We start from the raw sequence: 19,330 nt of genomic DNA, 5'->3' as shown, positions 1-19,330 counted from the left end.
GAGATGACGTGACCGCTACCACACCTCCCGTCGCTCACTGGGCTGACGTTCTGACGCTGAGGGATGAAGTTCGCCAGACCGAAGGATCAGTGGGCGAGCTTCAGATGAGCCTTGCCAAAGCGGTTTACCAGACCGTGCCTGTTCCGTATGCAGATTGCGGCTATTACACGGACATCACTCAGCCGACGCCAAAACTCGTCGGGTTCCTCGGTCGTGTAGCCCGCCGGCTCGGTGTGAGCCATCTCGATGCCCAGGCGTGCTTCCACCTCGACCAGGGGATGGGTGGAGGTAAGAGCCATGCTCTGGTGGGGATCTGGCACATGATCAGTCGCCCGGACGCGTTCTTTGCTTCCGAACTGGGGCTGGCGGTGAGTGCAGAAGCGGGCACAGGACAGCACGCCGTTGACCTGTCGCGAGTGCTTCCGGTCATTTTGACGTGCGATGGAATGTCGCCCGGCAAGACGGATCCTCGTTTCGGTCCCGCTACGGATCTCTTCGGCCGCTTTATCTGGCTCCTGTTCGCGGATAGCCCGAACAGGATGGACCGTTATCAGCATTACAGTGGTCTGGGTGCGAATAAGGCGACTTTGCAGGCCGCGTTTGCTGAGGTTGATCGCCCAGTTCTGGTTCTCGTAGACGAACTCATGGACTACGCGATGGCGCTCACCGACGAGAGCGCCATCGGTGGAATGCCGGGCGAGCAAGCATTTCTGAATGCGCTGACTGACGCCGTGGATGACCAGGCTGGCGTTGCTCTTGTGCTCGTCATGATTAAGAGCGAGGAAGACCAGAGTGGCTATCATCCCGCAGCCGTGGCTTTTCGCGATTACCTCAGTCCGCGTCTGCAGCGGAACGGGGAGACGGTAACGGTAACCGAACCGTCCGATTTTGCACAGATCATTCGTCGCCGCTTGTTTACTCAGGCTAAGACTGATGATGTCGCGGTCTCCATAGCTTCCGCGTTCACGGCTGCCGGCCATAAGGGGGCGTGGAAAGATCAGGTATACGCGCCGCTGGGAAGTAAGCGTACGCTGGCTGGACTGTCGGAGCGTGTTACAGAAACATATCCGTTCCACCCGGATCTGTTTGCCCTGGTGAGCAAGGAGTGGACCGTCGTCCAAGCCTTCCAGCGGGTGCGTTCAACTGTCTCAATCTTTGCTCGCACTGCCCTCTTCTGGAGTGACGAACACAAGGCGGGGCGCTGGGCTCCCGCCCTCATCGGTGTGGGCGACATACCGCTGCACACCAGCGCACTGGAGGCACTTCTCTCGAGTGGTGTCCTTGCGGGGAATGATCGTGCGATTCAGGGCTACCGAGCTGTAGCGACCACTGACATTGTCAACACTGGCGCCGGCGGTGGTACGGCGTTCGTTCTCGACGCTGCCCTGAAGGCCAGTGGAGTGGATGCCGGACAGCCCGTCCCTGCGTTGCGGATGGGCACTGCCTGCCTCGCTTACAGCCTGGTACCCCGCCCTCGCGCAGTCCGGGGGGCCACCAAGGCCGAACTGCTGGCCGCGGTTGCGGGGCCTGGGGTGGACTACTCCGCCGCCGAGGAGGTATTCAACGCCCTGGTAGCGAGCCCGGCTGAGGGAGGGCTTGGGGCCCTTGAGCGGAGTCGGCCAGGCAGGGGACCTGAGCGTTTCTATCTGTCCATCAAGCAGACGCTGAACATGTACCACGCGAATGCTCTGTCGATGGTCAGCGGCGAAGAGTCAGTCGACACGGTGTGGGTGCGCGCGCAAGCACTTGCGGAGAAGCACAGCTTCACGGCGCTTCACAAGCTGGCTCGTCCCGAGCACGAAGCTTCTGCAGCCGCCGCGTTTGCTGGACTGGATTCTCAGCAGACCAGGCTCGTTGTACTCGACCCGCGTCGTTGGACGCTGCTCAACGGCAGAGACCAGGCAACTCGCGCTGACATCGACGTCGCGTACGGAATTTCTCCAGGCTTGCCCAGCACCTTCGCAGCCTCGATGGTGATGGCTGTGGCCACCACCCAGCGACGGGACCGTGCTAAGGCTTTCGCCCGCGACTACCTAGCCTGGAATCAGGTTGTCGCTCAATTGGCCGAGGACAGCGAAGAACTAGACGCAGCACGCGAGCGCCGTGATCAAGCGGGTAGGAAGCTTGATGAGGCTGTCGCTTGGGCGTTCCAGCACTACGCGTTTGTGTTGCGGACTGACAGCGGGCTTGCAGTGCAGTACAAGACGCTGCCGGAGCCGCAGACGTCGCTCTCTGGCCGTCACGTATGGGCTGCCCTGGTAGCCGACGGCCGGGCTGTACAGACGAACCAGCTCTCTGCCGAGTATGTGGCGCAGCTCATTACGTCGGGTCAGTATGGGCGGGACCTGACCCCGAAGGAACTGTTCGCGCACCCATACAGCGATCCGACTTGGCCGCTGATCCAAACCGACGAGGAGATGCGTCTGGCGCTGTTCAAGCTGGCCACCTCCGATGAATGGATGCTCACGGACAGCGACGGCGTAGAGATTCGGCCTGCGACCGCGGCGCAGATCCAATCTGCAACTCTGCAGCAGCAGCTTCGGCCGCGGCTGCTCCTGGCACCGCCGGAGCAACGGAACGGGGAGCAAGCTGACACTGTTCGTAGTCCTGCTGCTTCCGCGGCGGCCCCCGAGCGAATTAGTGAGTGCGGTTCGCCGGCCCCTGGAAGCCCTGCCGTCACTGTTCCGGTTCAGGCGGGCCGGGTGACCGAGCCGTCGTTCGAAACCACGGTCATCAGCATCCCTCTTTCGTCGGTGACCGACCCTGCGAAGCGGGAGCAGGTCTGGCACCTGTTGCGTGAAGTGGCGTCGCTCGTCGACCCCGCGAAGTCGAGTCAGAACGATCTTCAGATGGTTGGCTTGCAGATCACGATTTCGGCCGCCACTGGGGAGACGCAGGGCATGCTGGGCAAGGCATCGCAGGTGCCTGGTTCAAGTTCGCGAACAGAGCAGGACGATTTTTAGGTAGCTGAGGCTCGCTCACCTACAGCTCGCGCCGCTCGAGGGCTTTCGAATAGCCGTTCGCGACAGCGCGGCAAGGGGGTGCACAGGGTTCGCCGCGCGTCAGTGGTCCCCGGGATGTCCTGACTGCAACGGGAGGCCGAGCAGGCCTTGAGGCTCCACCCCGAAAGTGCGGGGGTGGAGCCTCTTCGCGTTGGAAGCGGAATCCGCTGCTCGGGAGTTTGGGGCCTGCCCCTGACCGCGGACTACCCGAACTTCGGCGGCCTGGGCGGCCGCGCGAGGACCGTAAGGGGACGCCAAGGGGACACAAGGGCAGGAACAGACAGGCAAAGGCCGAAGCGGTCAATCGCACCGCACGTCGTCTGACCTGGGGAAACGTCAAGAATTCGCACTGGTGCGCAAGGGCCGCCAAGATCCCGAGAGGACTCATAATCCGTCGGCCGTGGGTTCGAGTCCCACCCGCCCCACCACGAGGCCTGTGTCGCAGAAACGTTGCGGCTGGTGCCGTCGGCGTCATCAGTGCCCCGCCCAGTACTCCTGGGCCGGGGCACTTCTGCGTTCCGGGGGTGTGGGGCGCGCCACAACGCGGCGAAGGCGGCCCCGGGGGGCCGCCTTCGGATGCCGGAGAGGGGACGGAGGTCAGTCCCAGCTGATGACCTTCTTGTCCAGGGGCGCCGAGTCCCAGCTGATGACCTTCGCCGTGGCCGGGGCCGAGGCGCGCACGGAGTCCCAGCTGATGACGCCCGGGCCCTGCTCCGTGGCGGTGGCCGTGGTGGTCACGGCGGCGGAGAGGAGGGCGGTGAGGGCGGCGGTGGTGACGAGGCGGGCGGTGCGAGACATGAGATCCCCCGGTACGAGAACGGCTGGCTGGAACAGTGGTCGGCGCGCTGCACCGGTCCGGCCTTTCGGCCCTGGCCTGGGGTGGGGCTCCGTGCCCCGCCGTCCCGGTGAACACCATCCTGCTGGCCCGGAAGCTCTCGCAGAAGGGGTCCGGGGTGGCACCAAGGTGACTGACACCATGGTGCCGCCTGGGGCCTTTGACCTGCACACCTTTAGGATCGGTCGAGCCGTCGGACGGTCGTCCTGCGGTACGGATCGGAGCCGGGGGGCACGGATGCTGGAAGCGCTGGGGCTGGACACGCACGTGGAGGCCGTTTACCGGGGGATGCTCGCGGACCCGGCCGGGGGAGTGGCCGATCTGTGCGTCCGGCTCGGTATGACCGAGGCTCAGGTGCGCGACGGGCTCGACCGGCTCGTCGACCTCGAACTGCTCACCCCGTCCCGGGAGAACACCGGCGGGCTGCGCGCCGTCAGCCCCGAGGCGGGGCTGGAGCAGATCCTGCGCCGCCAGGAGGAGGACCTGCTCCGCCGCCAGCAGGAGCTGGCGCTCAGCAAGGCGGCCGCGGCCCGCGCCGTCGCCGAGTTCGCGGGGCTGCGGCCCAACACCGAGACCGACGGCGCCGAGCGGCTGGTGGGGCTGGACGCCATCCAGTCCCGGCTGGAGGTGCTCGGCCGGGAGCTCACCTCGGAATGCCTGTCGATCATGCCGGGCGGTGCCCAGTCCCAGGCCAGCCTGGACGCCTCGAAGCCGCTGGACGAGCAGGCCCTGGCCCGCGGCATCCAGATGCGGGCCGTCTACCAGGACAGCGCCCGCAACGACCAGGCCACCCTCGCCTACGCCCAGTGGACCACCGACCGGGGCGGCCAGGTCCGCACCAGCCCGGTCCTGCCGCCCCGCCTGGTGATCTTCGACCGGAAGACCGCCGTGGTCCCCATCGACCCCGCCAACTCCCGGCTGGGCGCGCTGTGCACCACCGCCCCCGGCATCGTCGCGCCCCTCGTCACCCTCTTCGAGCAGACCTGGGAGACCGCCGTCCCGCTGGGCGCCGCCCGCGAGCAGGCCCCGGACGCCGGGATCACCGCCGGCGAACGGGAGCTCCTCAAGCTGCTGGCCTCCGGGCTGACCGACGAGGCCGCCGGCAAGCGGCTCGGCGTCTCCCTGCGCACCGTCCGCCGCCAGATGTCGGGGCTGATGGAGCGCCTCAACGCCGCCAGCCGCTTCGAGGCCGGCCTCCGGGCCGCCCAGCGGGGGTGGCTCTGAGACCGGCCCCGGAGGGGGTCAGGCGAGGTCGCTGCGGAACAGTTCCAGCTGCCGGAGCCGGAGTCCCCCTTCCTGACCGGGCCGCTGATGCCGCTGCCGGTGCTGGGCCCGTGCCGCAGAAACGTTGCGGCTGGTGCCGTCGGCGTCATCAGTGCCCCGCCCCAGTACTCCTGGAGCCGGGGCACTTCTGCGTGCCGGGGTGCCGGTCGGGGTATGAGGCACGCCACGGCGCGGCGGAGGCGGCAGCGGAATAGGGGGTCGCCGGAGGGGGTAGGGGGTCGCGCCGGTAGGGGTTAACGGGGTCCGGGTGGGGTCAGTAGGTTGCGGCCGACGCGTCCGGATCGCAGAGAGGCCCCCATGGAAGAGATCATCAGCGCTATCCGGGCCACGGATGCCGAGGACGGGGGGCCGGAGTCCGCGGCCTTCGCCGCGCTTCCCGTTCCGGACAGCTACACGGGAAGCGTGCTGCTCAAGGACGAGGCCGGGATGTTCGACGGGCTCGCAGGCGCGGACAAGGACCCCGCCAAGTCTTTGCGTCCGCTCGAGGTGCCCACGCCGCAGCCAGGACCCGGAGAGGTACTGGTCGCGGTCATGGCCAGCGCCGTCAACTACAACACCGTGTGGAGCTCGATCTTCGAGCCGCTGCCGACCTTCGCCTTCCTCGAACGCTACGGGCGTACCGGGGCGATGGCGGCGCGGCACGATCTCCCGTACCACGTGGTGGGCTCCGACCTGGCCGGCGTCGTCCTGAGGGCCGGGCCGGGGGTGGACCACTGGCGGCCCGGAGACCGGGTGGTGGCGCACTGCCTGTCCGTCGAACTGGAGTCCCCGGACGGGCACGACGACACGATGCTTGACCCCGGCCAGCGCATCTGGGGCTACGAGACGAACTTCGGCGGTCTGGCGGAGCTCGCCCTCGTGAAGGCCAACCAGTTGATGCCCAAGCCGGAGCACCTGACCTGGGAGGAGTCGGCGTGCTCCGGGCTGGTGAACTCGACCGCGTACCGGCAGCTGGTCTCCCGCAACGGCGCTCAGATGAAGCAGGGTGACACCGTCCTGATCTGGGGTGCGGCCGGCGGCCTCGGCTCCTACGCCACCCAGCTCGCCCTCAACGGCGGGGCCCAGCCCGTGTGCGTGGTGTCCAGCGAACGCAAAGCGCAGCTGGTGCGGTCCATGGGCGCGGAGGCAGTGATCAACCGGGCCGAAGAGGGCTACCGCTTCTGGAAGGACGAAGACACCCCGGACGTGCGGGAGTGGAAGAGGTTCGGTGCGCACCTGCGCGAGCTGACCGGCGGTGAGGACCCCGACATCGTCGTGGAGCACCCGGGGCGGGAGACCTTCGGAGCCAGCGTGTTCGTCGCCCGCCGCGGCGGAACGGTGGTCACCTGTGCTTCCACTTCCGGCTACCGCCACGAGTACGACAACCGCTATCTGTGGATGCACCTGAAGCGGATCGTCGGAAGCCACTTCGCCAACTACCGTGAGGCATGGGCCGCCAACCGCCTCATCACCAAGGGGCTGGTGCACCCGACCCTGTCCGCGGTCTTCCCGCTGCACGAGGCCGGTCTTGCCGCGGCCGAGGTCCACCGCAACCGGCACGACGGCAAGGTCGGTGTGCTGTGCCTCGCCCCGGTCGAGGGTCTCGGCGTACGCGACCACGAGCTGCGCGAACGTCATCTGGACGCCATCAACCGGTTCCGCACCACCCCCGGGGCGGCAGCCGGCGCCGGCGCGGCACAGGCGGTCCGTGCAGATGGATGACCGCGCCTTCGCCACCGAGTCGGCCGCCCAGGAGGCGACGCGGTTGTGGATCCGGCAGTACCTTCCGGCGCCTGACGCGCCCGTCCGCCTGGTCTGCTTTCCGCACGCCGGCGGTTCGGCGACCTACTACCTTCCCGTGGCGCGGGCGCTGTCCCCCTCCGTGGACGTCCTCGCCGTTCAGTACCCGGGCCGCCAGGACCGGATGCGGGAGCCGTGCGTCGAGTCGCTGCGAGAGCTCGCCGACCTGGTGGCCGAGCAGGTCCTGCCCTGGACCGGGCGGCCGTTCGCGCTGTTCGGCCACAGCATGGGAGCGACGGTGGCCTATGAGGTGGCGAAGCGGCTGGAACGGGAGGGGCGCGAACCCCTGCGTCTGTTCGCTTCGGCACGCCGGGCGCCGTCTACGCACCGCGACGAGACCATGCACCTGCGCTCCGACGCACAGCTCCTGGAGGATCTGCGCAGGACAAGTGGCACGGATCCGCGGCTCTTCGAGGACGAGGGCCTGCTGCAGCTGGTGCTGCGCGCGCTGCGCGCCGACTACAAGGCGGCCGCAACCTACCGGCACACCCCCGGGGACGGGCCGGAGCCGGCCTGCCCGATCACGGCCCTGATCGGCGACCGCGATCCCAAGGCGAGCGTGGACGAGGCGCGGCCCTGGAGCGCGCACACGAGGTCCGCATTCGACCTCCGGGTGTTCGAAGGCGGCCACTTCTTCCTCGAAGATCACGCGTCCGCCGTCATCGATCTGATCGCGGAGGGTATCTCGGAGGGCCGTCGCCGGACGGCGGCGTCGGGCGGAGGGCGCTGACGCGTGCTCGGAGTCATCCTGCCCGCCGAGGTCGCCACGGCCGAGGCGTTCCGCGACCTGCCCGAGTCGCAGGCCCCGCTGTCGGCCGGCGAGCTCCAGGCCGTACGCGGCGCCGTGCCGTCGCGCCGCCGCGAGTTCGCCACCACCCGTTTCTGTGCCCGGGAGGCCCTCACAGCCCTCGGGCGGCCGTCGGCGGCGCCGCTGCGGTCCGACGCGGCCGGCGCGCCGCAGTGGCCGCACGGGGTGGTCGGCAGCCTCACTCATTGCGCGGGGTACCGGGCGGCTGCCGTCGCACTCGCCCCGGGTGCGGCCAGGGGGGCGGGCATCGCGGGCATCGGCATCGATGCGGAGCCGCACCGGCCGTTGTCGGCCGGCGTGTTGGAGACGGTGGCGCGCCCGGAGGAGCTCGATCGGCTGGCCGGGCTCGCCCGCCGGGAGCCCCAGGTGCACTGGGACCGGCTGCTGTTCAGCGCGAAGGAGTCGGTGTTCAAGGTCTGGTACCCACTGGAGCGTGGCTGGCTGGGCTTCGAGGAGGCGTCCGTGGCCGTCACCGCGCTGACGCCCGGTGCGGGGCTCTTGACCGTCTCCCTGCTCCGTCCGTCCCGCGGCCTGCCGCCCGTCCTGAAGGGGCGCTGGCTGGTCGCCTTCGGGCTCGTGCTCACCGCCGTCGTCCTGCCCGGGCCGAGCGCGCCTGTCCACGGGGAACGGCTCGTCGCCCTCCCGGGGGAAGGGGGCGACGAGCCGTGGTGAGGGGACCTCTGCCGTGTCCGCTACTTCTGGGCGGTCGCGGGCGCGGCCCCGGCGGGCGCGGTGGCCGCAGCCTGCGGCGGCCTGCCGGGCAGCCAGCGCAGTGCCACGACCGTGGCCGCCAGCGCAATGACGGCGGAGATCAGCATGGTCACCTGCATGCCGGACTGGTAGGCGTCGAACGCGTGCTGCTTGAGGGCTTCCGCGTCGGCGGCCGAAACCTTGTCACCGGCCGTTCCCAGAGCCCGCAGCGTGGCTCCGACGGAACCGGCGGCCTCCTCGCGCAGCTCGGTCGGCAGGACGTCCGCCGCGCTACCGAGGCCGGACCGGTACGAGGCCCCGAGCAGGCTGCCGATCACCGCGACGCCGAGGGCACCGGACACCTGACGGACGGTCTGGGAGACGGCCTGGCCGGCTCCGGCCTTGACCGGCGGGACGGCGGACATCAGCGAAGCGGTGGCAGGCGTCATGATCACGCCCCAGCCCAGGCCCAGGATCAGCTGGATCACGGCCAGAACCCAGAACGAGGTGCTGTGGTCCACGAAGGCGAAGCAGACGAAGGCGACGGCCATGGCGGTCGCGCCGCAGGCCACGACCCGGCCGGCGCCGAACCGGGCGATGAGTGCGGGGCAGCGCTGCGACATGAAGAACCCGCCCACGCCGATCGGCAGCATCAGCGCGCCGACCTCCAGGGGCCGGTAGCCGTGCACCGACTGGAAGTACACCGCCGTGACGAAGAGCGAGCCGATCAGGCCGAAGAACGCCAGGGCGATGGAGAACGTACCGGCGGAGAACCGACTGTCCTTGAGCAGGCTCATATCGAGGGCGGGCACCGTCAGCCGGCCCTCGACCCACACGAGCAGGCCGAGCAGCACGATGCCGGCGGCGATGGGCCCCACGGTGCCCAGGGCCAGCCACTCGCCCTTCTCGCCGCCGTTCACGAGGCCGTAGACCAGTACGCCGACACCGGCGACGGACAGCACCACACCGGCCGGGTCGAAGGTCTTGTTGAGGGTGTTCTTGGACTCGGGGACGAGCCAGGCGATCAGCGCGATGCCGAGCAGGATGAGCGGCGCGTTGATGAGGAAGACCGAACCCCACCAGGAGACCTGGAGCAGCAGGCCGCCGACGAGCGGACCGACCACCGTGGCGATACCGGCCGTGCCCGCCCAGCCGGCGATGGCCTTGGGGCGCTCGGCCGGCGGATAGACGTTGATCAGAATGGCCAGCGTGACCGTGGGAACGGTGGCGGCGCCGATACCCATGACGGCGCGCCAGATGATCAGTTCGGTGATGCTGCCGGAATACGCGGCGAGGACCGACGCGACGCCGAAGACGAGCATCCCCGCGATGAGGATCTTCTTCCGTCCGAAGCGGTCCGCGGTGACGCCGCCGGTGAAGATGAAGGCCGCGAACGTGATCAGGTAGGCGTCCAGGGCCCACTGCAGGCCCGCGGTGGTGGTGGCCAAGTCCTCCTGGATCGTGGCCAGGGCGACGTTCAGGATGGTCAGATCCATGACGACCACCAGGCCTGTCACGGCGAGCACCACCAAAATAAGCCGTCGGCGCCCCGGACTGACTTCGGGATTCATTTAATGCCCTCGCTGAATTCTTCCTGGAAGCTGTCCGAGAAACGGCTTCTTGGGGTTTCTCTGTGGTTTACCCGCCGGTTCCCGCGGCCCGGGTTGAGCGTTTGTTCGACCCGTGGCGGAGGCGTCGTTCGCACCGAGTAAAGCTGCTTGTCTTGCTGTCGTCAAGAGGCTCCACTGCCGCTCCGGTGGCGCTTGACAGGCCTCGGGAAATAGGGTTTTCTCAAGCGAGTAAAGCCAACTGACTCAGGAGATGTCTTCATGCCCATGCACCTCATCAGCGAGACGGAAGAGCGCACCAACAGGACGCCGGCGGGTGTCGCGGCCGGTCTCGCCGCTCCCAGCCAGGGCAGCAACGAGGTGTGCACCTGGCGCGTCCAGATGGACCCCGGTTTCGAGGCTCCGCTGCACCTGATCGACCGCGACCAGGTGTGGATGCCCATCGCGGGCACCTTCTCCTTCACCGTGGACGGTGAGACCCAGAAGGCCTCCGCTGGCCAGGCCGTCGTCATCCCGGCGAACGCGTCGCGCCAGTTCCAGGCCATCGGCGAGACCGCCCAGGCTCTGGTCGCCATGGCCGCCGGCGGCCGCGCGGGCGTCCCCGGCAGCGACGAGCGCCACCCGCTGCCCTGGGCCCTCTAGCCCACCCAGCTGGGGCGCCGCTGCTCTGTCAGCGGCGCCCCGCATGCCTTACCAGGACAGCTCCGCGCAATCCAACAGGGGGAAACCGTGACCGACACCGCACCAGACCTGCAGTCCTTTCCGATGCCCCGTAGCTGCCCGTTCGCCCCACCGGAGCAGTACGCCGAAATCCGTGACAAGGAGCCGGTGTCCCGCGTCAAGCTCCCGAACGGCAAGACCGCTTGGATGGTGACCAGCCACGAGCTGGTGCGCCAGGTCCTGGCCGACCCCCGGATCAGCTCCGACCGCCGCCTGCCGGGCAATCCGCAGCTCGTGCCGATCCCGCCGGCGGCCCTCGAGGGCGCCATGCGCTCTATGCTCGTGATGGACCCGCCCGAACACACCGCCCACCGCCGGCTGGTCATCAACGAGTTCACGGTGAAGCGGATCCAGGCTCTGCGCCCGCGCATCCAGGAGATCGTGGACGAGCGGATCGACGCGCTGCTGGCCTGCGACCGCCCCGCGGACCTCGTGGACGTCCTGGCCCGGCCGGTACCCGCGCTGGTGATCTGCGAGCTGCTGGGCGTGCCCTACGAGGACCGGGAGACCTTCTACCGGTTCGGGACCGTGGTGTTCGGCGAGAAGAGCACCCCGCAGGAGGTCGGCGCGGCCATCATGGAGACGCGGATCTTCCTCGGCAAGCTCGTCGCCGCCAAGGAGCAGGAGCCCGGCGACGACCTCCTGAGCCGCCTGATCGTCAAGTACAAGGAGCTCGGCGAGGGCGAGTACGACCCCCAGCAGGTCGTCAGCACAGCGCAGCTGCTGCTCAACGCCGGTCACGAGACCACGACCAGCATGATCTCCCTCGGCACCGCAGCCCTGCTGGAGCACCCCGACCAGCTCGCGGCGCTCGTGGAGGACGCAAGCCTCATCCCGCAGGCCGTCGAGGAGCTGCTGCGCTACCTCAGCATCGCCGACCTGGTGACCTTCCGCACCGCCACCGCGGACATACAGGTCGGAGACGTCACCATCCGCGAGGGCGAGGGCGTCCTCGCGCTGAGCGGGGCGGCGAACTGGGACCCGGCGGCCTTCGCGGAACCGGACAAGCTCGACATCCACCGGAACCCGCGCCAGCACGTCGCGTTCGGCTATGGGGTCCACCAGTGTGTCGGCGCCAACCTGGCGAGGCTGGAGCTGGAGATCGTCTTCAAGACGCTGTTCGACCGGGTCCCCGGCCTGCGTCTGGCCACACCGCTGGAGGAACTGCCCTTCCTCCAGCGGATCCTGTACGGCATGGCCTCGCTTCCCGTGACCTGGTGAGCATGACCGGGGTACGGGTGGAGGCCGACCGCGAGCGGTGTGTCGGGGCAGGGCACTGCGTCCGCTCCCTCCCCGCCGTGTTCGACCAGGACGAGCACGACGGCAGGGTGCTCCTGCTGTCGGCTGCGCCCCCCGCCGGCCTGGGGGACGAGCTCCACGAGGTGGCCGATCTGTGCCCGGGACGGGCCCTGACGGTCCACGAGGACTGACACGGCCGCCGGTCAGTCCGCAGCACGGAACACTGCGCCCCGCCGAGCGACGCTCGGCGGGGCGCAGTGCTGGGCGGACGAGGACCCGTCCGGTGTTCGAGGACGGTCAGGCGCCGGAGGTCTGGGGCGCCGGGTGGCGCAGCAGGGCGACCGTCAGATGGGAGCGCTTGCGCACCTTGAGCTTGCGGTAGATCCGGGTCAGGTGCTGCTCCACGGTACTCACGGTGACGAACAGCTCCGCCGCGATGGCCCGGTTGCTGTGGCCCTGGGCTGCGAGCAGCGCCACGCGGCGCTCGGCGAAGCTCAGTTCGGCGATCGGGGCGCTGACCCCGGTGAGCGCGTGGGGCTTCTGCCGGGAGCCCGGCACGCGCGGCGCCATGCGGGCCTTGGGCCCGTGCGGGAGACTGCCCCGGAGCGGGGTCTCGTTGCCGCATTGCTGTGCCAAATGGATCACCTGCCGGGCCAGGGACGTGGCGCGGGCCTCCTCGCCCAGGATGTGGTGCGCCCGGCTCAGGTCGGCAAGGGTCGCGGTCAGCTCTGTCCGGTCCCCGGCGGTCCTCAGCTTCTCCGCCGCCTTCCTGAGGATGGCCGGACGCCTGCCGGGTTCACTCGTCGCGGCCAGTATGCGCAGGCAGGCACCGTGCGTCCGCCTGTCGCCGGGGTGCAGCCGGGCGAGCTCGTCGCCGACGAGCGACCGGGCGGCGTCCTTGCCGCCGAGGACGAGATGGGCCGCCGCGGCGGACAGCCGCCACGGGACGATTCCGGGCGAGTCCAGCCCCCAACGGGTCATGAGCGTCCCGCAGGCATCGAAGTCGCTCAGCGCGCTGCGCGGACGCCCCGTGGCCAGGTGGTGCCGGCCACGGGCGTGCAGGTAGTGCAGCCCGGCCGGCGTACGGAACGTGGCTTCCGGGACCGGAATGCCCAGATAGGTCGCGGCCTCGTCGTGCTCGCCCATCTCGGTACACGCCAGCACCATCGCGGCGACCGGCAGGCCCAAGGCGATGCCCCAGCTCTGCGGGGAGATCAGTGTGAGTGCGGTGCGCGCGTGGTCCCGGGCCAATGCCAGGTCCCCCTGCCGTACGGCGATCAGCGCGCGGGCGCCGGCGAACAGGGCGCGCGAGGTGGGAGTGCGACTGGCTGCGGCCTGCTCCAGCAGGGAGTCGCACCAGGAAGCGGCGCGTTGCAGCCGGTTGGCGAAGACCAGCGTGCCGAGCGCGGCCAGGGCGGGCAGTAGCGTCGAGCCGTTCAGCCGCAGGTCCTGCAGCACCCGCTCCGCGTCGTCCAGGGCCTTCTCCTCGCCGTCCGAGCGGAGCACCCTCAGCAGGGCCAGGACCGACCGCAGCTCGTGGCGGCCGGCAGCGGTCGCCTCCCAGGTACCGGCCGGTCGGCCGGTCGTGTCGTCGAAGAGTTCGGGGTAGGCGCACGCCAGCCAGCTCCGCAGGGCATCGAGCGCCGCCAGGGAGCCGGAGTCGGACGACGGGGCGTCCGTGGCCACGTGCTTCAGGCTTTCGACGGCCTCCTCGGGGCGGCCGTGCCACAACAGGTAGCCGATGGTGGTGATCGCGTCGCGCCTGGTGGCCCGGCCGTCGGCGACCGCCGGTACCAGTTCTGCGAGGTGCCGCTTCACCGCCGCGGGATCCACCTGCCATTCCGCCCGGGCCAGTGCCGCCAGCAGCGCGGAGCGCCGCGGGCTGTCGGGAGCGTCCCTGGCGACTCGCTGCGCCCCGCGCAGGAACGAGATGACCGAGGGGATGTCGCTGTCCTCCATCGCCCGCTCCGCCGCCTCCATGAGCACAGGCACCGCCCAGGGCGCCTGGAGCCGCTGGGCGGCGATGAGGTGCCTGGCCACGAGCGTCGCGGGGGCCCCGGCTTCCTGGAGCAGCCCGCCAGCGCGGCCGTGCAGCCGGGCCCGCTCCGCTGGGAGTATCCCGTCCAGCACTGCCAGGCGGCCGCATTCGTGACGGAACAGGCCGTCGCTCAGCAGACCGATCGCGTGCAGCGTGTCCAGGGCTTGCGCTGCCGGAGCGGCGGGGATGCCGAGCATGTCGCCCAGCAGCTCGGGCGGGAAGGGCCCGCAGGAGGAGGCGTCGGCCAGCACCGCGAGGGCCCGGGCGGTGCCGAGAGTTCCCGCCGGACAACGACCCAGGCTGCTCAGCACGGTCTTCTTGAAGGTGTCGCCCACCGTGAGTTCTCCCTGCCGGGGGCCGTTGCCGGCGAGGTAGTCCTCGAGCAGAGCACGCACCAACATGGGACTGCCACCGCTGATGCGGTGGCAGGAAGGGGCGAGGTCCTCCGCTGTTCGCTTGTCCAGGTGTGCACCGAGCAGGGCGGCGACCCCGGACGGGGTCAACGGAAGGAGGGGGATGACCGTACATCGGGTGCCGCGGAAGAGGTCCGCCGCGGGAGGCAGCTCGCCGCCGGGGGTTCGCGCCCCCGCCGTCAGGACCACCAGGACGCGTACCGAACGGATCCGGCGGATCAGGAACAGCAGGCACTGGAGGGAAGTGGCGTCGGCGTGGTCGACGTCATCCACGGTGATGAGGACGGGATGCTGGGCGGCCAGCTCCTGCACCGTCTGCCAGAGGCGGTGCAGGACGGGCGCCGGCACGTGGCCCTGAGATCCGTCGTCCGGCCCGTGCACCGCGGCACTGAGGGCGCCCGCTTCCAGCAGACCGGCGACCCGGTCGGCGAACGTGGTGCGCGGAGCCAGCCCGCTGAAGAGCTGGCTGATCACTCCCATGGGCAGCCCGCGCTCCGCGAGCGAGGCCGAAGCGCTCAGCACGAGGGCGCCGGACGCGGCCGCCGTCTCCTCGAAGGTGTGCAGCAGGGCCGTCTTCCCCATGGCCGTCACCCCGGTGATCAGGGCCGTCCCGCCCTCTCCCGACAGGGAAGCGGTGTGCAGCTCCCCCAGGGCGGCGAGTTCGCTCGCACGGCTCGTTGCCGTCATCGAGCCGCCCCCCCTCGGAATGCTGAGGACGCCCGGATTCCGCCCGACCGTGGCTCCGCGCAAGACTGGCCCCGCGAAAAGCGACTCATCAGTAAAAACGAACGGGACGGTTCGGATCCGCCTGAGGGGGAAACGTAAAGATCGGATTTGTCGGCGTGTCGTATGTCACCCAAAGTGTGGTTCCGGCGACAAGAAGTGCGTATGGGTGAGTCTGTGTTCCGTACCGCGCCCCTGCTTGGGTACGGCACACCCTCGGCCAGCAGTTTCATCGATACCCCCGTATCTGCTCTGTGCCTTGAGTAAATTCTTTTGACTCCAATTGTGTCAAGATTGATCTGTGACGCCCCAACATCCGCCCCAGACAGCTCCGGACTCGCCGGAGGACCCGCTCCAGGGCGCCGACCTGACGTTCCTGCTCGGCATGGCGTTCCAGCTGGTGCACGGAGAGTTCGTGTCCAGGATCAATGCCCTGGGCTACGGTGAGCTGCGTCCGGTGCACGGGATGGCGTTCCAGGCGTTGCACGGGGGCGGGGTCACCAGCAGCGAGCTGGCCGAGCGTCTCGGCGTGACGAAGCAGGCGTCCGGGCAGATCGTGGACTTCCTGGAGGAGCACGGGTACGTGCGCCGTGAGCCGCACCCCGAAGGCGGGCGGCGCAAGCTCGTGGTCCTCACCGACAAGGCACGGCACCACCTCGCTGCCGCCGGCCGGGTCCTCTACGGTCTCGAGGTCGAGCTGGCGAGCCAGCTCGACCCCGAGGCCTTGACATCCATGCGCCGCGAACTCGCGAGGCTGATCCGGCAGTTCGCCGGAGACACGCTCCCGCCGCTGCGCCCCCTGTGGTGAGGCGGTACAGCCGCTACGGATACGAGTAGAACCCACGGCCCGTCTTGCGGCCCAGGAGGCCGCCTTCGACCATGCGGGACAGGAGGGGAGGCGGGGCGTAGGACGTGTCCTTGTACTCCGCGTACAAGCCGCTCGCCACGTCGGCGAGGGTGTCCAGGCCGACCAGGTCGGCGAGCTGCAGCGGACCCATCGGGTGGGCGCAGCCCAGGGACATGCCCTTGTCTATGTCCTCCGCCCGGGCGTGCCCCGCCTCCACCATCCGGATGGCGCCCAGCAGGTAGGGCACGAGCAGGGCATTGACCACGAAGCCCGGCCGGTCCTGTGAGCGGACCACCTCCTTGCCCAGCTGCCCGGACATGAACGCCTCCGTGCGCTCGTACGTCCGCTCCGACGTCAGCAGGGAGCAGCCCACCTCCACCAGGGCCAGCACCGGTACCGGATTGAAGAAGTGGGTGCCGATCACCTGTGCGGGGCGGCTCGTGACCCGGGCCAGCTTCATGATGGGCACGGAGGAGGTGTTCGAGGCCAGGACGGCCTCCGGATCCTCGACGACCGCGTCCAGCGTGGCGAAGAGCTCCAGCTTGACGGCCTCGTCCTCGATGACGGACTCGATGACGAACTCCCGGTCGGCCAGGTCCTTCAGGTCCGCGCTGAAGGAGATCCGCTCCAGCGTGGCGGTACGCTCCGAGGCGGTGAGCCGTCCCCGGGCCACCGCCGTGTCCAGCGATCGGGTGACCCGCTCGCGGCCCGCCGCGACCGACGCCTCCCGCGAGACCACCACCCGCACGTCACAGCCCGCCCGGGCGCTCACCTCTGCCAGGCCGGACCCCATCAGCCCGCAGCCGACGACTCCCACCCGCGCGATCGCGCTCATCGGGCCACCGGCCCGGACCAGCGCATCAGGCAGTTGCCCAGTGCCATGCCGCCGCCGAAACCGGCCAGCAGCACCATGTCGCCTTCGGCCAGTGCGCCCGAGCTCGCTGCCTGGTCCAGGGTGATGGCGACGGAGGCGCTGCCCACGTTTCCGTACTGCTCCAGCGTCAGATGTGTCCGGGCCTTGACCAGGCCGCAGCGCTCGACGAGGGTCTCCAGCATCACGCCGTTGGCCTGGTGCGGGATGAAGTGGTCCACCTGGTGCGGGCGTACCCCGGTCCGGTCCAGCAGGTCACCGACAGCGCCCGGGACGTTGGACAGGACGAAGTCCGTCACGTCGCGCCCGCGCATCTTCAGGTAGTGCCCGCCCTCGGCCAGTGTCTGCGGGGAAGCGGGGTTCCTGCTGCCGCCGGCCGGGATGACCAGCAGGTCGTGGGCTTCGCCGTGGGTGCGCAGGTCCACGTCGATGATCCCGGTGGAAGCCGGGACGGGGCCCACCACCGCCGCGCCCGCGCCGTCCGCCAGCAGCACCGAGGTCCCCCGGTCGGCCGGGTCGATGAACCGCGAGAACACCTCGGCGGCCAGGACCAGCGCGTACGAACCGGGGGATACCGCAGCCATCGCGCGGGCGAGGCCGATGCAGTAGACGAAACCGCTGCAACCGATGTTGATGTCGAAACAGGCGGCGCGGCGGGCGCCCAGCGCGTTCTGCACCAGCGCGGCCGTCGGAGGGAACGGGGTGTCGGCCGTGGCCGTGGAGACGATGATGTAGTCGATGCGCTCCGCGGGCACCCCCGCGCGTTCCAGCGCCACGTGCGCGGCCCGCACCGCCAGGTCGGAGGCGGCGTCGCCAGGTTCGGCGTAGCGTCGCTCGCGGATCTGCGTCCTTCGGGCGATCCACTCCGGCTCCACGCCGAAGGCCGGGGCTATCTCGTCATTGAGGACGCGCCGCTCCGGCAGGTACGAGCCCGTTCCCAGGATGCCCACAGACTGGTTGAACATGGTCACTCACCCCCCAGCGGGTTCAGCCGGTCCTCGCCGATCCTCGCCCTCGTTTCCGGATCGGTCACGCCGAGGCCGCGCTCCGGCGCCATGCACAGGACTCCCACCTTGCCCATGTGCCGGTTGGTCTGCACCATGCGCGCGGCCTCCCCTATCTCGTGCAGCGGGTAGACCGCGGACAGGCCCGGCATGAGCCGTCCCATGGTGACCAGACGGTTGGTCTCCCACTGTTCCTGAAGGTTGGCGCCGTGGCTTCCGATGATCCGTTTGAGCTTCATCCACAGATAGCGGTTGTCGTAGTCGTGCCGGTATCCGGTGCTGGACCCGCAGGTCACCACCGTGCCGCCACGCCGTACCACGAACATCGAGATGCCGAAGGTGGCCCGGCCGACGTACTCGAAGACGATGTGCGGATCCTCGCCGGTTTCCCGGCGGATGATCCGGCCGAGCCGCTTGCCCGCCTCGATCACCCGGGACGGATCGTCGGCGAAGTCGTCGCCGATGCCGATCTCGTCGCGGTTGATCACCACGTCACAGCCGAGCCGGCGCAGCGCCTCCGCCTTCTTCTCCGAGCTGACGACACCCACGGAGATGCCGCCGCCATTGCGGACGAGCTGTACCGCATACGCACCCAGACCGCCCGAGGCACCCCAGATGAGCACGACGTCGCCCTGCTTCATCCGGGCGCCCCGGTCGCTGACCAGCATGCGGTAGGCGGTGCCTCCGCAGCCGGGGATGCTCGCCGCCTCCTCCCACGTCAGGTGGGCGGGCTTGGGAATGAGCTGGCTGGCGCGCACCACCGTGTAGTGGGCCAGACCACCGAAGTTCGTCTCGTACCCCCAAGCGCGCTGCTCGGCACCGAGCATGCCGTCGGCGTGACTGGCCGCTTCCTGGTCGTCCGCCTGAACGGGGCTGACGACCACATGGTCGCCCACCTTCCAGCGGCGCACGCCCGTCCCGACCCGGACGATCACACCAGCGGCGTCGGATCCCAGCACGTGGTAGGGCTGGTCGTGGCGGCTCTCCCAGTGTCCTCTGCCCTGGTAGTGCTTGAGGAACGAGAAGGTCGGTATGGGTTCGAAGGTGGCCGACCACACCGTGTTGTAGTTGACGCAGCTGGCCATCACCGCGACGAGCACCTCGTCAGGGGCCGGCTCGGGCATGGGCAGGTCGCCGACATGCAGGGACTTGCGTACGTCCTTGTCCGCGGCGTCGCCGAACATGCCCACATCCTCGATACGGGTGTGGGCGGCGGTGAAACTCTTCGGCACCGCGGTACGGGCGAGTTCGTCGGGACTCGCCCCCGCCAGTAGAGCCTCAGCCATGGATCTCAATGGAACCCCTTCCTTCACTGGTCCTTGGTCCTCGAACGAGGCCGCCGAAGCCGAAAGGCCGTCGAGGTCCTCAAGTGAGCCCAGGCAAGCAGGCTCGAGCGTTCCACTAGCCGATCGCGAAGGCCACGGCCCGCGGTCCGGCTAGGGGATGTGTAGGGGCTTCCGCGTCCGGCTAGGGGATACGAAGGAAGGGGTTGGGCCGCTGCACCCCCTG

15 protein-coding genes are annotated in these 19,330 nt (G+C 69.4%); 9 read left to right on the top strand and 6 right to left on the bottom strand.

What is annotated here, in order from left to right; all coding sequences use genetic code 11:
• Positions 1-8: 8 nt before the first annotated feature.
• Positions 9-2,963, top strand: a complete 2,955-nt coding sequence (locus tag B4U46_RS11765; protein WP_123995653.1) for a DUF499 domain-containing protein — start codon at positions 9-11, stop codon at positions 2,961-2,963.
• A 636-nt stretch (positions 2,964-3,599) separates the two neighbouring features.
• On the opposite strand, the gene B4U46_RS11760 is transcribed toward B4U46_RS11765, so the two are convergent.
• Complete coding sequence (locus B4U46_RS11760) at positions 3,600-3,800, bottom strand: hypothetical protein (protein ID WP_079426710.1); 201 nt, start codon at positions 3,798-3,800, stop codon at positions 3,600-3,602.
• A gap of 274 nt (positions 3,801-4,074) precedes the next feature.
• Here B4U46_RS11760 and B4U46_RS11755 point away from each other — a divergent pair, with 274 nt between their 5' ends.
• From B4U46_RS11755 to B4U46_RS11740, 4 genes are all read left to right on the top strand, one after another.
• A complete protein-coding gene (locus B4U46_RS11755; protein WP_079426708.1) occupies positions 4,075-5,061 on the top strand; it encodes a helix-turn-helix transcriptional regulator in 987 nt (328 codons plus the stop codon).
• A gap of 357 nt (positions 5,062-5,418) precedes the next feature.
• Positions 5,419-6,822 carry a crotonyl-CoA carboxylase/reductase gene (gene ccrA, locus B4U46_RS11750; protein WP_079426706.1) on the top strand — a complete coding sequence of 468 codons (1,404 nt, stop codon included), beginning with the start codon at positions 5,419-5,421 and terminating at the stop codon, positions 6,820-6,822.
• The gene (locus B4U46_RS11745; RefSeq protein WP_079431710.1) at positions 6,815-7,630 is read left to right on the top strand and encodes a thioesterase II family protein; all 816 of its coding nucleotides are present in this window, start codon (positions 6,815-6,817) and stop codon (positions 7,628-7,630) included. Before ccrA (B4U46_RS11750) ends, B4U46_RS11745 begins: the two co-directional genes overlap by 8 nt.
• A gap of 3 nt (positions 7,631-7,633) precedes the next feature.
• On the top strand, positions 7,634-8,380 hold the full coding sequence (locus B4U46_RS11740) for a 4'-phosphopantetheinyl transferase family protein (protein WP_079426704.1): 747 nt from the start codon (positions 7,634-7,636) through the stop codon (positions 8,378-8,380).
• 20 nt (positions 8,381-8,400) lie between these two features.
• Here B4U46_RS11740 and B4U46_RS11735 read toward each other — a convergent pair whose 3' ends face one another.
• Complete coding sequence (locus B4U46_RS11735) at positions 8,401-9,924, bottom strand: MFS transporter (RefSeq protein ID WP_159402086.1); 1,524 nt, start codon at positions 9,922-9,924, stop codon at positions 8,401-8,403.
• A gap of 303 nt (positions 9,925-10,227) precedes the next feature.
• On the opposite strand from B4U46_RS11735, the gene B4U46_RS11730 reads away from it, so the two are divergent.
• The 3 genes from B4U46_RS11730 (at position 10,228) to B4U46_RS11720 (ending at position 12,116) form a co-directional block, all read left to right on the top strand.
• A complete protein-coding gene (locus B4U46_RS11730; RefSeq protein WP_237292820.1) occupies positions 10,228-10,608 on the top strand; it encodes a cupin domain-containing protein in 381 nt (126 codons plus the stop codon).
• 123 nt (positions 10,609-10,731) lie between these two features.
• Positions 10,732-11,907 (top strand): cytochrome P450, encoded by a 1,176-nt coding sequence (locus tag B4U46_RS11725; RefSeq protein ID WP_079431708.1) that lies wholly within the window; start codon positions 10,732-10,734, stop codon positions 11,905-11,907.
• Between the two features lie 2 nt (positions 11,908-11,909).
• Positions 11,910-12,116, top strand: a complete 207-nt coding sequence (locus B4U46_RS11720; RefSeq protein WP_079426700.1) for a ferredoxin — start codon at positions 11,910-11,912, stop codon at positions 12,114-12,116.
• 106 nt (positions 12,117-12,222) lie between these two features.
• On the opposite strand, the gene B4U46_RS11715 is transcribed toward B4U46_RS11720, so the two are convergent.
• Positions 12,223-15,063: an AAA family ATPase gene (locus tag B4U46_RS11715; RefSeq protein WP_079426698.1), complete on the bottom strand. Its 2,841-nt coding sequence runs from the start codon at positions 15,061-15,063 to the stop codon at positions 12,223-12,225.
• A 421-nt stretch (positions 15,064-15,484) separates the two neighbouring features.
• Here B4U46_RS11715 and B4U46_RS11710 point away from each other — a divergent pair, with 421 nt between their 5' ends.
• The gene (locus tag B4U46_RS11710; protein WP_079431707.1) at positions 15,485-15,907 is read left to right on the top strand and encodes a MarR family winged helix-turn-helix transcriptional regulator; all 423 of its coding nucleotides are present in this window, start codon (positions 15,485-15,487) and stop codon (positions 15,905-15,907) included.
• Positions 15,908-15,920: 13 nt separating this feature from the next.
• Here the strand turns inward: B4U46_RS11710 and B4U46_RS11705 are convergent, their stop codons facing one another.
• Genes B4U46_RS11705 through ccrA (B4U46_RS11695) form a run of 3 tightly spaced genes read right to left on the bottom strand, consistent with a single transcriptional unit; the run spans position 15,921 to position 19,107 of the window.
• The gene (locus tag B4U46_RS11705) at positions 15,921-16,781 is read right to left on the bottom strand and encodes a 3-hydroxybutyryl-CoA dehydrogenase (RefSeq protein ID WP_079426695.1); all 861 of its coding nucleotides are present in this window, start codon (positions 16,779-16,781) and stop codon (positions 15,921-15,923) included.
• Positions 16,778-17,782 (bottom strand): 3-oxoacyl-ACP synthase III family protein, encoded by a 1,005-nt coding sequence (locus tag B4U46_RS11700; protein ID WP_079426692.1) that lies wholly within the window; start codon positions 17,780-17,782, stop codon positions 16,778-16,780. The genes B4U46_RS11705 and B4U46_RS11700 overlap by 4 nt, the downstream gene beginning before the upstream one ends.
• 2 nt (positions 17,783-17,784) lie before the next feature.
• The gene (gene ccrA, locus B4U46_RS11695; RefSeq protein WP_398898445.1) at positions 17,785-19,107 is read right to left on the bottom strand and encodes a crotonyl-CoA carboxylase/reductase; all 1,323 of its coding nucleotides are present in this window, start codon (positions 19,105-19,107) and stop codon (positions 17,785-17,787) included.
• Positions 19,108-19,330 lie beyond the last annotated feature (223 nt).

This window comes from Streptomyces katrae (assembly GCF_002028425.1).
Taxonomy (GTDB): domain Bacteria; phylum Actinomycetota; class Actinomycetes; order Streptomycetales; family Streptomycetaceae; genus Streptomyces; species Streptomyces katrae_A.
This window is presented reverse-complemented; position numbering and strand designations above follow the sequence as displayed.